The sequence below is a fragment of the Salmonella sp. SJTUF15581 genome (assembly GCF_043356775.1).
GTDB classification, from domain to species: Bacteria; Pseudomonadota; Gammaproteobacteria; order Enterobacterales; family Enterobacteriaceae; genus Salmonella; species Salmonella enterica.
This window is the reverse complement of record NZ_JBEUJY010000005.1, coordinates 260,255-273,881: the sequence shown is the minus strand read 5'-3', so window position 1 is coordinate 273,881 and position 13,627 is coordinate 260,255. Positions and strand designations below refer to the sequence as shown.

General features: G+C 54.6%; 13 protein-coding genes and 1 pseudogene. 10 read left to right on the top strand and 4 right to left on the bottom strand.

Features of this window, described 5'->3' with window-relative positions; all coding sequences use genetic code 11:
* Positions 1 to 198: 198 nt before the first annotated feature.
* The 3 genes and pseudogenes from ABVN36_RS11955 to ABVN36_RS11945 form a co-directional block, all read right to left on the bottom strand.
* Complete coding sequence (locus tag ABVN36_RS11955) at positions 199 to 1,059, bottom strand: DMT family transporter (RefSeq protein ID WP_001531658.1); 861 nt, start codon at positions 1,057 to 1,059, stop codon at positions 199 to 201.
* 92 nt (positions 1,060 to 1,151) lie between these two features.
* A complete protein-coding gene (gene tisB, locus ABVN36_RS11950; RefSeq protein WP_000117642.1) occupies positions 1,152 to 1,241 on the bottom strand; it encodes a type I toxin-antitoxin system toxin TisB in 90 nt (29 codons plus the stop codon).
* Positions 1,238 to 1,352: pseudogene (locus tag ABVN36_RS11945) on the bottom strand (hypothetical protein). Before ABVN36_RS11945 ends, tisB begins: the two are co-directional and overlap by 4 nt.
* 522 nt (positions 1,353 to 1,874) lie before the next feature.
* Between ABVN36_RS11945 and ivbL the strand changes: the two are divergent.
* From ivbL to ilvN, 3 genes are all read left to right on the top strand, one after another.
* The gene (gene ivbL, locus ABVN36_RS11940) at positions 1,875 to 1,973 is read left to right on the top strand and encodes an ilvB operon leader peptide IvbL (RefSeq protein WP_001541152.1); all 99 of its coding nucleotides are present in this window, start codon (positions 1,875 to 1,877) and stop codon (positions 1,971 to 1,973) included.
* Positions 1,974 to 2,079: 106 nt separating this feature from the next.
* Entirely contained in the window at positions 2,080 to 3,768 is a 1,689-nt protein-coding gene (gene ilvB / locus ABVN36_RS11935) for an acetolactate synthase large subunit (RefSeq protein ID WP_000168439.1), read from the top strand.
* 3 nt (positions 3,769 to 3,771) lie between these two features.
* Positions 3,772 to 4,062 (top strand): acetolactate synthase small subunit, encoded by a 291-nt coding sequence (gene ilvN / locus ABVN36_RS11930; RefSeq protein ID WP_001171826.1) that lies wholly within the window; start codon positions 3,772 to 3,774, stop codon positions 4,060 to 4,062.
* 1 nt (position 4,063) lies between these two features.
* Here ilvN and ABVN36_RS11925 read toward each other — a convergent pair whose 3' ends face one another.
* The gene (locus tag ABVN36_RS11925) at positions 4,064 to 4,849 is read right to left on the bottom strand and encodes a DeoR family transcriptional regulator (RefSeq protein WP_000448643.1); all 786 of its coding nucleotides are present in this window, start codon (positions 4,847 to 4,849) and stop codon (positions 4,064 to 4,066) included.
* 313 nt (positions 4,850 to 5,162) lie between these two features.
* Here ABVN36_RS11925 and rbsK point away from each other — a divergent pair, with 313 nt between their 5' ends.
* The 7 genes from rbsK (at position 5,163) to uhpT (ending at position 13,494) form a co-directional block, all read left to right on the top strand.
* Positions 5,163 to 6,083: a ribokinase gene (rbsK, locus tag ABVN36_RS11920; RefSeq protein ID WP_000350272.1), complete on the top strand. Its 921-nt coding sequence runs from the start codon at positions 5,163 to 5,165 to the stop codon at positions 6,081 to 6,083.
* A gap of 30 nt (positions 6,084 to 6,113) precedes the next feature.
* Entirely contained in the window at positions 6,114 to 7,430 is a 1,317-nt protein-coding gene (gene fucP / locus ABVN36_RS11915; protein ID WP_000998359.1) for an L-fucose:H+ symporter permease, read from the top strand.
* Positions 7,431 to 7,441: 11 nt separating this feature from the next.
* A complete protein-coding gene (locus tag ABVN36_RS11910; RefSeq protein ID WP_023138059.1) occupies positions 7,442 to 8,455 on the top strand; it encodes an aldose 1-epimerase family protein in 1,014 nt (337 codons plus the stop codon).
* A 74-nt stretch (positions 8,456 to 8,529) separates the two neighbouring features.
* Positions 8,530 to 9,120, top strand: a complete 591-nt coding sequence (uhpA, locus tag ABVN36_RS11905; RefSeq protein WP_000633672.1) for a transcriptional regulator UhpA — start codon at positions 8,530 to 8,532, stop codon at positions 9,118 to 9,120.
* Positions 9,120 to 10,622, top strand: coding sequence for a signal transduction histidine-protein kinase/phosphatase UhpB (gene uhpB / locus ABVN36_RS11900; protein ID WP_001091257.1), 1,503 nt, complete (start codon positions 9,120 to 9,122; stop codon positions 10,620 to 10,622). The genes uhpA and uhpB overlap by 1 nt, the downstream gene beginning before the upstream one ends.
* A 9-nt stretch (positions 10,623 to 10,631) precedes the next feature.
* The gene (locus ABVN36_RS11895; protein WP_023138058.1) at positions 10,632 to 11,960 is read left to right on the top strand and encodes an MFS transporter; all 1,329 of its coding nucleotides are present in this window, start codon (positions 10,632 to 10,634) and stop codon (positions 11,958 to 11,960) included.
* Between the two features lie 142 nt (positions 11,961 to 12,102).
* Positions 12,103 to 13,494, top strand: coding sequence for a hexose-6-phosphate:phosphate antiporter (gene uhpT / locus ABVN36_RS11890; protein WP_000879180.1), 1,392 nt, complete (start codon positions 12,103 to 12,105; stop codon positions 13,492 to 13,494).
* Positions 13,495 to 13,627: the final 133 nt, after the last annotated feature.

Genomic DNA, 13,627 nt, shown 5'->3' with positions numbered 1-13,627 from the left:
CTGATTACTTTTCAAAAAAAGAAAAAATAAGAATAACTTGCTGCGCATTCCCATAAATGCGAGAGGAATCTATCACACCAGAAAAAGAAGGCCAGACAGCGACCAGTAATGGCAGGCGAAGGAACGGCAGGATATGTAAACAAAAGCGGCAACAAATGTTGCCGAGAATGTGTTACGTCTGCGGTTGTTATTGGGCGATCATGACAGACGGAGTAAAATCGCCCCGAGGGCAATCCCGCCTGCCGCCACCAGACGTAGCCCGGCCACTTTCTCTTTAAGCAACAGCCAGGCTATCAGCGCGCCGAATAAAATCGATGTCTCACGCAGCGCGGCGACCACCGCCAGCGGCGCCTGGGTCATGGCCCATAGCGCCAGCCCATAAGATCCCATAGTGCCAATCCCGCCAAAAATGCCTTTTTTCCACTGTTGCGCCAGATAACGCGACGCTTCCCGCCGCCGCGCAATCATCGCCCAGGTTAACAGGCAGGCGCCGTTGAGAAAAAATGACCATAGCGTATAGCCCAGCGCCGTTTCGGAGAGTCTTACGCCGGTCCCGTCCACCAGCGTATATCCGGCAATAAAACAGGCGTTAGTTAATGCCAGCACGACACCACGTTGAGAGCTGGCGCGGCCATTACAGGCCATCCCAAGTATCGCCATGCAGATCACTGCGATGCCGACCCAGGCCATCGACGACAGGCTGTCGCCAAGAAACAGAACGCTAATGAGCGCCACCAGCAGCGGCGCGGTGCCGCGCATAAGAGGATAGGTCTGGCTCATGTCCGAGACCTGATAGGTTTTCGCGACCAGGACGGTATACACCACCTGGAGCGCGGTAGAGGCCGCTAAAAAAGGGATACTGGCGTGAGCTGGCTGCGGTGAGAAGGGCAAAAGGATCAATGCCATGACCGCCGCGGAACCGCTGACGCCGATCGCGGCGTAGAGCTTATCGTTTCCCGCTTTGACAATGGCGTTCCAGCTGGCATGTAGCAGCGCGGCGAACAGCAAAATGCAGAAAACGGAAAGGGTCATAGCGTCAGGCGTCGTTGAGGGTGTCATAAAAACGTAACATACCCGGGAAGCGAAAGACCAGCGGATAAGGTGAAAGGGGAGCGGTTGCCCGCTCCCCTTCGGTGCGGCTTGAATCTGAATTACTTAAGGTATTTCAGAACAGCATCAAGCAGTTGCAGTGCTGCAACAATGAGTTTCAGGATAAGAATGGTGATATCCACTACGCTCATACGCGTCTCCTGTGGTTAAGGAGCACTGCCAGCCGACGTACCTTTCCGCTGCCTGTTGTCAGCTGTTGCGCACGCGATCCCTTTTGCGAGGAATAGTGTGCGTGTTGACATAACACAGTGTGCTCACGAGGGGGTTAAGGCGCTGACGGCACCACCCGTTTCAGCCAGGACTTCGTTGCGCCGGTTTACGATGCGGCCCCCGCATAACACATTGTGTCAAAGACATTATAGTTAAGTACTGTATAAATTAACAGTAATTTATAGACAGAACGGAGCTTCTGATCCATACTCAAATTCATCAAAATTCGCGCCGAAATTGCGCGTTCTGCACAGAACGCGTATACTTCTGCTGTTGACATAACACAGTGTGCTTCGCGGCTACCACCCGCATTACGCTGTAAGAACCTCGCTTCGGCGAGGTTTTTTGTTTTCCGGCATTGTGAAACGCGTGATCATCAATCCCGGCGATTACCGGAGGGCGCTACGCTTATCACGCCTATACTCAAAGCGTGTAAATTCGTAGAAAAATGTGATCGCTGACGCATTTTTGTGCAGATGAAAATTTTTCCGTTGTCATGCTGAAAGCGCTGTGCTTGTATAAAACGTGTTAATAACAAACAGACAAGGCCCCTAATGAACCCTTCCATGCTGAACGCGACCCTACTAACAACTGCGCCATCTCGCGCAGTGGTCGTCGTGCGTGTGGTGGTGGTCGTCGGCAATGCGCCGTAGGGTCCGGAACACACACGATTCCAAAACCCCGCCGGCGCAAACCGGGCGGGGTTTTTTGTTTAAGACACCTTCCCGGAACGTCGGCTCAGAATAAAAGGAATGGAGCATGGCAAGTTCGGGCACAACATCTACACCTCAGCGCTTTACGGGCGCGGAATTTATAGTTCATTTTCTGGAGCGCCAGGGGATTCGTATCGTCACCGGCATTCCCGGTGGTTCGATCCTCCCCGTTTACGACGCGTTAAGCCAAAGCACGCAAATCCGTCATATTCTGGCGCGCCATGAACAAGGCGCGGGGTTTATTGCGCAGGGGATGGCGCGGACGGAGGGTAAACCTGCTGTTTGTATGGCCTGTAGCGGACCGGGCGCGACCAATCTGGTCACGGCTATTGCCGATGCGCGCCTGGATTCCATTCCGTTAATCTGCATTACCGGGCAAGTTCCGGCGTCCATGATCGGTACTGACGCGTTTCAGGAAGTGGATACCTACGGTATCTCTATCCCCATCACCAAGCACAACTATCTGGTCAGAAATATCAACGAGCTGCCTCAGGTGATGAGCGATGCTTTTCGTCTGGCGCAGTCGGGGCGTCCCGGCCCGGTGTGGATAGACGTTCCTAAAGATGTGCAGACGGCGACAATTGAGCTGGATGCGTTGCCGTCGCCGGCGGAAAAATCACCCCCGCCGGAGTTTAGCGCGGAGAGTATCCGCGAGGCCGCCGCAATGATTAACGCGGCGAAGCGTCCGGTGCTGTATCTGGGCGGCGGCGTGATCAATGCGCCGACACGCGTGCGCGAACTGGCGGAAAAAGCGCAACTGCCGACGACAATGACCTTAATGGCGCTGGGAATGCTGCCTAAGGCGCATCCGCTGTCGTTAGGAATGCTGGGGATGCACGGCGCGCGCAGTACCAATTTTATTCTGCAAGAGGCCGATTTACTGATTGTCCTGGGCGCACGTTTTGATGACCGGGCGATTGGCAAAACGGAGCAGTTTTGTCCGAACGCCAAAATCATCCATGTGGATATCGATCGCGCCGAGTTAGGCAAAATTAAGCAGCCGCATGTGGCTATTCAGGCGGATGTCGATGATGTACTGGCACAGTTAATTCCCCATATCGAGGCACAGCCGCGGGAAGCATGGCATCAGTTGGTGGCGGACTTGCAGCAAGAATTCCCTTGCAGTATTCCCCAGGAAAATAACCCGCTTAGTCACTATGGGCTGATTAACGCGGTCGCCGCCTGTGTGGACGACAACGCGATTATTACCACTGACGTAGGTCAGCATCAGATGTGGACCGCGCAGGCTTATCCGCTCAACCGTCCGCGTCAGTGGCTGACTTCCGGCGGGCTGGGCACCATGGGGTTTGGTCTGCCCGCGGCGATTGGCGCGGCGCTGGCGAATCCGGGCAACAAGGTGCTGTGTTTTTCCGGCGACGGTAGTTTGATGATGAATATTCAGGAGATGGCTACCGCCAGCGAAAACCAGTTGGATGTGAAAATTATCCTGATGAATAACGACGCGCTGGGACTGGTACATCAGCAACAGAGTCTGTTCTATAAACAGGGCGTTTTTGCGGCGACCTATCCGGGGAGCATCAACTTTATGCAGATTGCCGCCGGGTTTGGTCTGGATACCTGTGATTTGAATAACGAAGCCGATCCGCAGGCGGCGTTGCAGGCTATCATTCGTCGTCCTGGACCGGCGTTGATCCATGTGCGCATTGATGCAGAAGAAAAAGTGTATCCGATGGTGCCGCCGGGCGCGGCAAATACAGAGATGGTGGGGGAATAAGCCATGCAGAAACAATCACATGATAACGTTATTCTGGAGCTGACCGTTCGCAACCATCCTGGCGTGATGACCCACGTCTGCGGGCTGTTCGCCCGACGCGCTTTCAACGTTGAGGGTATTCTCTGTTTACCGATTCAGGGTAGCGATCAGAGCCGCATCTGGCTTCTGGTCAATGACGATCAGCGGCTTGAACAGATGATCAGTCAGATCGATAAACTGGAAGACGTGGCGAAGGTGGTACGAAACCAGTCCGATCCCACCATGTTCAATAAAATTGCCGTCTTTTTTGAGTAAGTTATTCACTTTCCGAATCAGGCGTGATGACTTTGACGGAACCATTCCGACAGTGAACGGCATAATCTGTCGGTAATGGGCGATCGCTAATCAGGACATCAAAGGCAGAAAGCGAACCAATGCTGGCAGGCGCGACCTCATCAAACAGGGCGTGACGCGCCAGCAAAATTTTGCGCAGACCGCGCTCCATCGCTTTACGTTTGGCGGCAAGATCATCCGGGTTAAACCAGCTCACGCCAAAATGTTCATGTACGCCGCTGGCGGAAATAAACACTTTGCGCGGATTGAGCGAATCCAGCGCCGAAGGATTATTGGCATCATAAAAGGCATCGCTCTTGGCCCGATAGGTGCCGCCGCACAGAATCGCCGTGGCATTAGGCTTTTCATTCAGCGCGATAAATACCCGATGCGAGTAGCAAATCCCGGTAAAGGTAATATCATCCGGTATCATGCTGATAACTAATGGCATTTCCGGACCGTTATCAAAAAAAACCAGATCGTTTTCACGCACCAGGCCGGCGGCCAGGATCGCAACGGGAAGGTCGTCCCGATGATGCGTCTTTTTCGCCGGCAGCGGCATATTGGTTGAAGACGTAGGCTTATTTACCATGACGATATAGCCGCCGAGCAGCGTCAGCGGTAAAGGGTCATCATCCTGGCTGAGATCGCGGCGAATGGTCATCACCGAAACTTCCAGCATCCGCGCGGCGTCTTTCAGATGGATTCGATCGGTCTTTTTCAGTAACTCCATCAAGCGTCGGATACGTTCTTTTTGCTTGGTCTCCATTCACCCTCTCCGCAAATCATGTTGTTATGTTCCATCAGTAACATTTATGTGTTTCTGAGAACATTACAGTGTGGCACTACTATACGTCCGGCTGTCAGGAAATAAAAGTGGGTTTATTCGCGTTTTATAACAATAAATAGTTAATTTTCAGTAAATTGTAACCCTAAAAATGATTTGTTCCGCCAGGGATTGTTCACGCAGTAAATGACAAAATGATCCTCTAATCGCGATCATAGTCACAAATGATACGGAAGTAACATGATAATGTTATTTTAATATCATTGTCGTGTGACGATTTCTGAGAGGGAGTAAAATGGATATCGCGGTTATTGGCTCTAACATGGTGGACCTTATCACCTACACCAACCAGATGCCTAAAGAAGGGGAAACTCTGGAAGCGCCGGCGTTTAAAATCGGCTGCGGCGGAAAAGGGGCGAACCAGGCCGTGGCGGCCGCTAAGCTCAATTCAAAAGTATTGATGTTGACCAAAGTGGGCGACGATATTTTTGCCGACAACACCATTCGTAATCTCGAATCCTGGGGGATCAATACGACGTATGTAGAAAAAGTACCGTGTACCAGCAGCGGCGTAGCGCCGATTTTCGTCAACGCCAACTCCAGCAACAGCATTCTGATCATCAAAGGCGCCAACAAGTTTCTCTCGCCGGAAGATATCGATCGCGCGGCGGAAGATTTAAAAAAATGCCAGCTTATTGTTCTGCAACTGGAAGTTCAGCTTGAAACGGTTTATCACGCAATAGAATTTGGCAAGAAACACGGGATTGAAGTGTTATTAAACCCTGCGCCAGCATTACGGGAATTAGATATGTCTTATGCCTGTAAATGCGATTTCTTTGTACCCAATGAAACCGAGCTGGAAATATTAACCGGTATGCCAGTGGATACCTATGACCATATTCGCGCAGCGGCACGTTCGCTGGTAGATAAAGGGCTGAACAATATTATTGTCACCATGGGTGAGAAAGGCGCGCTGTGGATGACGCGTGACCAGGAAGTCCATGTCCCGGCGTTTAGAGTGAACGCTGTCGATACCAGCGGCGCGGGCGATGCCTTTATCGGCTGTTTCGCGCATTACTACGTCCAGAGCGGGGATGTGGAAGCCGCCATGAAAAAAGCCGTCCTCTTTGCCGCTTTCAGCGTCACCGGGAAAGGCACCCAATCCTCTTATCCAAGCATTGAGCAATTTAATGAGTATCTTTCGTTGAACGAATAACAATCACCCTGCACTGTTAAAGGTAGCACTATGAACGATAAAAACATCGTTCAGATGCCCGACGGGTATCTGAATAAGACACCTCTGTTCCAGTTTATTTTGTTATCCTGTTTATTCCCATTATGGGGATGCGCAGCCGCGTTAAATGATATTCTGATTACGCAATTTAAAAGTGTATTTTCGCTGAGCAACTTTGCTTCGGCATTAGTACAAAGCGCCTTTTATGGCGGTTATTTTTTAATTGCTATTCCGGCCTCGCTGGTCATTAAAAAAACCAGTTATAAAGTGGCGATACTTATCGGCCTGACGCTATACATTGTCGGCTGTACGCTCTTTTTCCCGGCGTCGCACATGGCGACCTACACCATGTTCCTCGCGGCGATTTTCGCCATTGCGATTGGCCTGAGTTTCCTGGAAACGGCGGCGAATACCTACAGTTCGATGATCGGGCCGAAAGCCTACGCCACGCTGCGGCTGAATATCAGCCAGACCTTTTATCCAATCGGCGCGGCGGCAGGAATTTTATTGGGTAAATATCTGGTCTTTTCCGAAGGGGAAAGCCTGGAAAAACAGATGGCGGGCATGAATGCCGAGCAAGTCCACAACTTCAAGGTGCTGATGCTGGAAAACACTCTGGAACCCTATAAGTACATGATTATGGTTCTGGTAGTGGTGATGGTACTGTTCCTGCTGACGCGTTTCCCGACCTGTAAAGTCGCGCAAACCGCGAGTCATAAACGTCCCTCGGCGCTGGATACGCTACGCTATCTCGCCAGCAACGCCCGCTTCCGTCGCGGTATTGTGGCGCAGTTCCTGTATGTGGGAATGCAGGTGGCGGTCTGGTCGTTCACTATCCGTCTGGCGCTGGAGTTAGGCGATATCAATGAGCGCGATGCCTCAACCTTTATGGTCTACAGCTTCGCCTGCTTTTTTATCGGCAAGTTTATCGCCAACATTCTGATGACACGCTTTAACCCGGAAAAAGTCCTGATCCTTTACTCTGTGATCGGCGCGCTGTTCCTGGCCTATGTGGCGCTGGCGCCCAGCTTTAGCGCGGTATACGTGGCGGTGCTGGTCAGTGTTCTGTTTGGCCCCTGCTGGGCGACCATTTATGCCGGAACGCTCGATACCGTCGATAACGAACATACCGAAATGGCGGGGGCGGTCATCGTGATGGCGATTGTCGGCGCGGCGGTGGTTCCTGCGATTCAAGGTTATGTGGCGGACATGTTCCACTCGCTACAGCTCTCATTCCTGGTTTCCATGCTGTGCTTTGTTTACGTTGGCGTTTACTTCTGGCGCGAAAGCAAAGTGCGCGGCAACCTGGCTGAAGTCGCCGCGTCCTGAGGAGATCAACCATGACAACACGTATTACATTATGGCGGGAGCTTTTTAGCGAGCAGCCGCGTATCTTGCTGGAAAATGATGATTTTACGGTTACGGCGTTTCGTTACGCCAGCGGCGTGGAAGGACTGAAAATACAAAACAGCCGCGGTCATCTGGTGATTCTGCCCTGGATGGGGCAGATGATTTGGGACGCGCAGTTTGACGGTCATGATCTGACTATGCGCAACATGTTCCGCCAGCCGAAGCCGGCTGCGGAAGTGGTGGCAACGTATGGTTGCTTTGCTTTCCATTCCGGACTATTGGCGAATGGCTGCCCGTCGCCGGAAGATACACATCCGCTGCACGGCGAGATGCCCTGCGCTGCCATGGACGACGCCTGGCTGGAGTTAGAGGGCGACAGTCTGCGCGTGACCGGGCGCTACGAGTATGTGATGGGGTTCGGTCATCATTATCAGGCGCAACCTGCGGTGGTAATGCGTAAAGCAAGCGCGCTGTTTGATATTCAGATGACAGTGACTAACCTGGCTTCAGTCGCCATGCCGCTACAGTACATGTGCCACATGAACTATGCCTATGTGCCGAACGCCACGTTCCGCCAGAATATCCCGGATACCGCGCTGAAGCTACGCGAGTCGGTGCCGGCGCATGTCAAACCCACGGCGCAGTGGCTGGCGTTTAATCAACGGCTTTTGCAGGGTGAAGCCTCGCTGGAAACGCTCAACGAGCCTGGCTTTTATGACCCGGAAATCGTCTTCTTCGCCGATGAACTGGACAGATACACGGATACCCCGGAATTCAGTATGATCGCCCCGGATGGCACCACGTTCGTGACACGTTTCGCCAGCGCGGAGCTAAATTACGTGACCCGCTGGATTCTTTATAACGGCGATCAGCAGGTTGCCGCCTTTGCCCTGCCCGCGACCTGTCGGCCTGAAGGTTTTCTCGCGGCGCAGCGAAATGGAACCTTGCTTCAACTGGAACCGCAGCAAACCCGGACGTTCACCGTCACGACAGGCATTGTCTGACCGCTCAAGGCTTGAACAGCCGCGCGCTTATCGTTAAGGTAAGCGCGTTTTTTTTATCCATCAGGACAGAACCCATGATCACCGTTGCCCTTATCGACGACCACCTTATCGTCCGCTCCGGCTTTGCACAGCTACTGGGGCTGGAACCTGATTTGCAGGTGGTCGCTGAGTTTGGTTCCGGGCGCGAAGCGTTGGCAGGTTTACCGGGGCGCGGCGTACAGGTGTGTATCTGCGATATTTCGATGCCGGATATTTCCGGACTGGAGCTGCTAAGCCAACTGCCAAAAGGGATGGCGACGATCATGCTCTCGGTTCACGATAGCCCGGCGCTGGTGGAACAGGCGTTGAACGCCGGCGCGCGCGGTTTTCTCTCTAAACGCTGTAGTCCGGATGAACTGATCGCCGCGGTGCATACGGTGGCGACGGGCGGCTGCTATTTGACCCCCGATATTGCCGTGAAACTGGCGGCGGGTCGGCAAGATCCGCTGACCAAACGCGAGCGTCAGGTGGCGGAAAAACTCGCCCAGGGTATGGCGGTAAAAGAGATTGCCGCCGAACTGGGGCTGTCGCCAAAAACGGTGCATGTCCATCGCGCGAATCTGCTGGAAAAATTAGGCGTCAGCAATGACGTTGAACTGGCGCATCGCATGTTTGACGGTTGGTAATGAACACCTTTTTTTCCCGTTTAATCACCGTTGTTGCCTGCTTTTTTATTTTCTCCGCCGCGTGGTTCTGCCTGTGGAGTATCAGCCTGCATCTGGTAGAGCGCCCGGAGCTGGCGGCGCTACTCTTTCCCTTCGGCCTGCGCCTGGGACTTATGCTGCAATGCCCGCGTGGATACTGGCCAGTATTGCTGGGCGCGGAGTGGCTACTGGTGTACTGGTTAGCGCAGGAAGTTGCGCTGGCCCATCTGCCGCTTTTGATGATCGGTGGTGTGTTGACACTACTGCCCGTGGCGCTGACTTCGCGTTACCGCCATCAGCGCGACTGGCGCACGTTATTGCTTCAGGGCGCGGCCCTCACCGCCGCGGCGCTACTGCAATCCCTGCCCTGGCTGGGGCAGGGGGAAGCGGCATGGAACGCGCTACTGCTGACCCTCACGGGGGGGCTGACGCTGGCCCCCATCTGCCTGGTTTTCTGGCACTATCTCACCAGCACTACCTGGCTGCCGCTGGGACCATCGCTGGTATCGCAGCCGGTAAACTGGCGCGGGCGGCATCTGATCTGGTATCTGCTGCTGTTTATCGTCAGTCTGTGGCTGCAACTGGGGTTACCTGCTGAACTTTCGCGCTTTACGCCGTTCTGCCTGGCGTTGCCGATTATCGCGCTCGCCTGGCATTATGGCTGGCAGGGCGCGCTCATTGCCACACTGATGAACGCTATCGCGCTGATCGCCAGCCAGACCTGGCACGATCATCCCGTCGATTTATTACTTTCGCTGTTGGCGCAAAGCCTGACCGGGCTACTGCTTGGCGCGGGCATTCAGCGTCTGCGCGAGCTGAACCAGTCGTTGCAAAAGGAGCTGGCGCGCAACCATCGGCTGGCGGAGCGTCTTCTGGAGACCGAAGAGAGCGTGCGGCGCGATGTTGCGCGTGAGCTGCACGATGACATCGGACAGACCATCACCGCGATTCGTACCCAGGCGGGCATTGTGCAACGACTGGCGGCGGATAACGGCGGCGTGAAGCAGAGCGGGCAACTTATCGAGCAGCTTTCGCTGGGTGTGTATGACGCCGTGCGTCGCCTGCTGGGGCGCTTGCGCCCGCGCCAGCTAGACGACTTAACGCTGGCGCAGGCCATCCGTTCGCTGCTGCGCGAAATGGAGCTGGAAAGCCGCGGTATTGTCAGTCACCTCGACTGGCGAATTGACGAAACGGCGCTGAGTGAAAGTCAGCGCGTGACGCTGTTTCGCGTCTGTCAGGAAGGGCTGAATAACATCGTAAAACATGCCAATGCCAGCGCGGTGACGCTCCAGGGCTGGCAGCAGGATGAGCGGCTGATGCTGGTGATTGAGGATGACGGCAGCGGCCTGCCGCCGGGCTCTCACCAGCAGGGCTTCGGCCTGACCGGAATGCGCGAACGCGTGTCGGCGCTCGGCGGGACGCTAACCATCTCTTGTACCCACGGTACGCGGGTGAGCGTCTCGTTGCCCCAGCGTTACGTTTAAGGAAGGATAATGCTTTCGTTTTTAAAAGCCCCGGCCAACGCGCCGCTCATCACCGATAAGCACGAGGTTAACGCCCGCTATCGCTACTGGCGGCGGCATATCCTGATCACCATTTGGTTGGGTTACGCGCTGTTCTATTTCACCCGTAAAAGCTTTAACGCCGCCGCGCCGGAAATCCTTGCCAGCGGCATTCTGAGTCGCAGCGATATCGGCCTGCTGGCGACGCTGTTTTACATCACCTACGGGGTGTCGAAATTTGTCTCCGGCATCGTTAGCGATCGCTCTAACGCTCGCTATTTTATGGGCATCGGGCTGATTGCGACCGGCGTAGTGAATATTCTGTTCGGCTTCTCGACCTCGCTGTGGGCCTTTGCGCTGCTATGGGCATTGAACGCCTTTTTCCAGGGGTTTGGATCGCCGGTTTGCGCCCGTTTGCTGACCGCCTGGTACTCGCGTACCGAGCGCGGCGGCTGGTGGGCGTTATGGAACACCGCGCACAATGTCGGCGGGGCGCTGATCCCTCTCGTTATGGCCGCTGTCGCCCTGCATTATGGCTGGCGCGTCGGGATGATGGTGGCCGGATTGCTTGCCATCGGGGTGGGCATGGTCCTCTGCTGGTGGCTGCGCGACCGTCCGCAGGCGATTGGTTTACCGCCGGTAGGCGACTGGCGGCACGATGCGCTGGAGGTTGCCCAACAGCAAGAGGGCGCGGGGCTAAGCCGCAAAGAAATCCTCGCTAAATATGTGCTGTTGAATCCCTATATCTGGCTGCTTTCGCTGTGTTATGTCTTAGTGTACGTGGTGCGCGCGGCGATCAACGACTGGGGCAACCTGTATATGTCCGAGACGCTGGGCGTGGATTTGGTCACGGCCAACACGGCAGTATCGATGTTTGAGCTGGGGGGATTTATCGGCGCGCTGGTGGCGGGCTGGGGCTCGGACAAACTCTTCAACGGTAACCGCGGACCGATGAATTTAATCTTCGCTGCCGGGATTTTGCTCTCTGTGGGTTCGCTGTGGCTGATGCCGTTCGCCAGCTACGTGATGCAGGCGGCCTGTTTCTTCACCACCGGTTTCTTTGTCTTCGGCCCGCAGATGCTCATTGGCATGGCGGCGGCGGAGTGCTCGCATAAAGAGGCGGCGGGCGCGGCCACCGGCTTTGTCGGCTTGTTCGCCTATCTCGGCGCGTCGCTTTCCGGCTGGCCGTTAGCGAAAGTGCTGGAGATCTGGCACTGGACCGGTTTTTTTGCGGTCATCGCCATCGCGGCGGGGATCTCCGCGCTATTGCTGTTGCCATTTCTGAACGCTCAGGCCCCGCGCGAGACCAGCGAAGCGTGATGCACCTCACCTTTTTGCGCTGAATGGGGCAAAACTAAGAAATTTTCCCGGTTTTGCCTGGACGCTGTCGCAGGCCACTTTTCCTGTGGATTTTTACAATGCCTGCCATTCGCAGGTATAAAAATTAGCTCAGGAGTAATCCATGCTGGCCTTCTTAAACCAGGTGCGCAAGCCGACCCTGGATCTGCCGCTCGATGTGCGGCGTAAAATGTGGTTCAAGCCGTTCATGCAGTCCTATCTGGTGGTTTTTATCGGCTACCTGACCATGTACCTGATCCGCAAAAACTTTAACATCGCGCAGAACGACATGATCTCTACCTACGGGTTGAGCATGACCGAGCTGGGGATGATTGGCCTGGGCTTCTCGATCACCTATGGCGTGGGGAAAACGCTGGTTTCCTACTACGCTGACGGTAAAAATACCAAGCAGTTTCTACCGTTTATGTTGATCCTCTCCGCTATCTGTATGCTCGGCTTCAGCGCCAGCATGGGCGCGGGGTCAACCAGTCTGTTTCTGATGATCGCTTTCTATGCCCTGAGCGGTTTCTTCCAGAGTACCGGCGGATCGTGCAGCTACTCGACCATCACCAAATGGACTCCGCGTCGTAAACGCGGCACCTTTCTCGGCTTCTGGAATATCTCCCACAACCTCGGCGGCGCGGGCGCGGCAGGCGTGGCGCTGTTCGGCGCCAACTACCTGTTCGACGGTCACGTCATCGGCATGTTTATCTTCCCGTCGATTATCGCGCTGATTGTTGGCTTTATCGGTCTGCGTTTTGGCAGCGACTCCCCAGAGTCTTACGGTCTGGGCAAAGCTGAAGAACTGTTCGGCGAAGAGATCAGCGAAGAGGACAAAGAGACTGAAGAAAACGAAATGACCAAGTGGCAGATCTTTGTTGAATATGTATTGAAAAACAAAGTGATCTGGCTGCTGTGCTTCTCCAATATCTTCCTGTATGTGGTACGTATTGGTATCGACCAGTGGTCAACCGTCTACGCCTTCCAGGAACTGAAACTTTCTAAAGAGGTGGCGATTCAGGGCTTTACCCTGTTCGAAGTGGGCGCGCTGGTCGGCACGTTGCTGTGGGGCTGGCTCTCTGACCTGGCGAACGGTCGTCGTGCGCTGGTAGCCTGTGTGGCGCTGGCGTTAATCATCGCCACCCTCGGCGTCTACCAGCACGCCAGCAACCAGTATGTCTATCTGGCCTCGCTGTTCGCGCTCGGTTTCCTGGTGTTTGGGCCGCAGCTGTTAATTGGCGTGGCGGCTGTCGGTTTCGTACCGAAAAAAGCCATCGGCGCTGCGGACGGTATCAAAGGAACCTTCGCTTATCTTATCGGCGATAGCTTTGCCAAGCTGGGTCTGGGCATGATTGCCGACGGCACCCCCATTTTTGGTCTGACCGGCTGGGCGGGCACCTTCGCCGCGCTGGACGCCGCCGCGATCGGCTGTATCTGCCTGATGGCGATGGTCGCCGTGATGGAAGAGCGCAAAATCCGCCGTGAGAAAAAAATTCAGCAAGTCAATATCGCTTAAATGTGTGCATTTGGTAACGTTTTGCCCGGCTTAACGCCGGGCTTTTTTATGCCTTGCGTTCGTCAGACAGGACATCCGGCGTCTGGCGTAAATGAAGACAGGCGTTAATAAATCACATCCTGACAGGCCAGAA

Coding starts and splice junctions, on each gene's coding strand:
- ABVN36_RS11955 (WP_001531658.1), bottom strand. CDS start 1,059: ATGACACCCTCAACGACGCCTGACGCTATGACCCTTTCCGTTTTCTGC.
- tisB (WP_000117642.1), bottom strand. CDS start 1,241: ATGAGCGTAGTGGATATCACCATTCTTATCCTGAAACTCATTGTTGCA.
- ivbL (WP_001541152.1), top strand. CDS start 1,875: ATGAACCCTTCCATGCTGAACGCGACCCTACTAACAACTGCGCCATCT.
- ilvB (WP_000168439.1), top strand. CDS start 2,080: ATGGCAAGTTCGGGCACAACATCTACACCTCAGCGCTTTACGGGCGCG.
- ilvN (WP_001171826.1), top strand. CDS start 3,772: ATGCAGAAACAATCACATGATAACGTTATTCTGGAGCTGACCGTTCGC.
- ABVN36_RS11925 (WP_000448643.1), bottom strand. CDS start 4,849: ATGGAGACCAAGCAAAAAGAACGTATCCGACGCTTGATGGAGTTACTG.
- rbsK (WP_000350272.1), top strand. CDS start 5,163: ATGGATATCGCGGTTATTGGCTCTAACATGGTGGACCTTATCACCTAC.
- fucP (WP_000998359.1), top strand. CDS start 6,114: ATGAACGATAAAAACATCGTTCAGATGCCCGACGGGTATCTGAATAAG.
- ABVN36_RS11910 (WP_023138059.1), top strand. CDS start 7,442: ATGACAACACGTATTACATTATGGCGGGAGCTTTTTAGCGAGCAGCCG.
- uhpA (WP_000633672.1), top strand. CDS start 8,530: ATGATCACCGTTGCCCTTATCGACGACCACCTTATCGTCCGCTCCGGC.
- uhpB (WP_001091257.1), top strand. CDS start 9,120: ATGAACACCTTTTTTTCCCGTTTAATCACCGTTGTTGCCTGCTTTTTT.
- ABVN36_RS11895 (WP_023138058.1), top strand. CDS start 10,632: ATGCTTTCGTTTTTAAAAGCCCCGGCCAACGCGCCGCTCATCACCGAT.
- uhpT (WP_000879180.1), top strand. CDS start 12,103: ATGCTGGCCTTCTTAAACCAGGTGCGCAAGCCGACCCTGGATCTGCCG.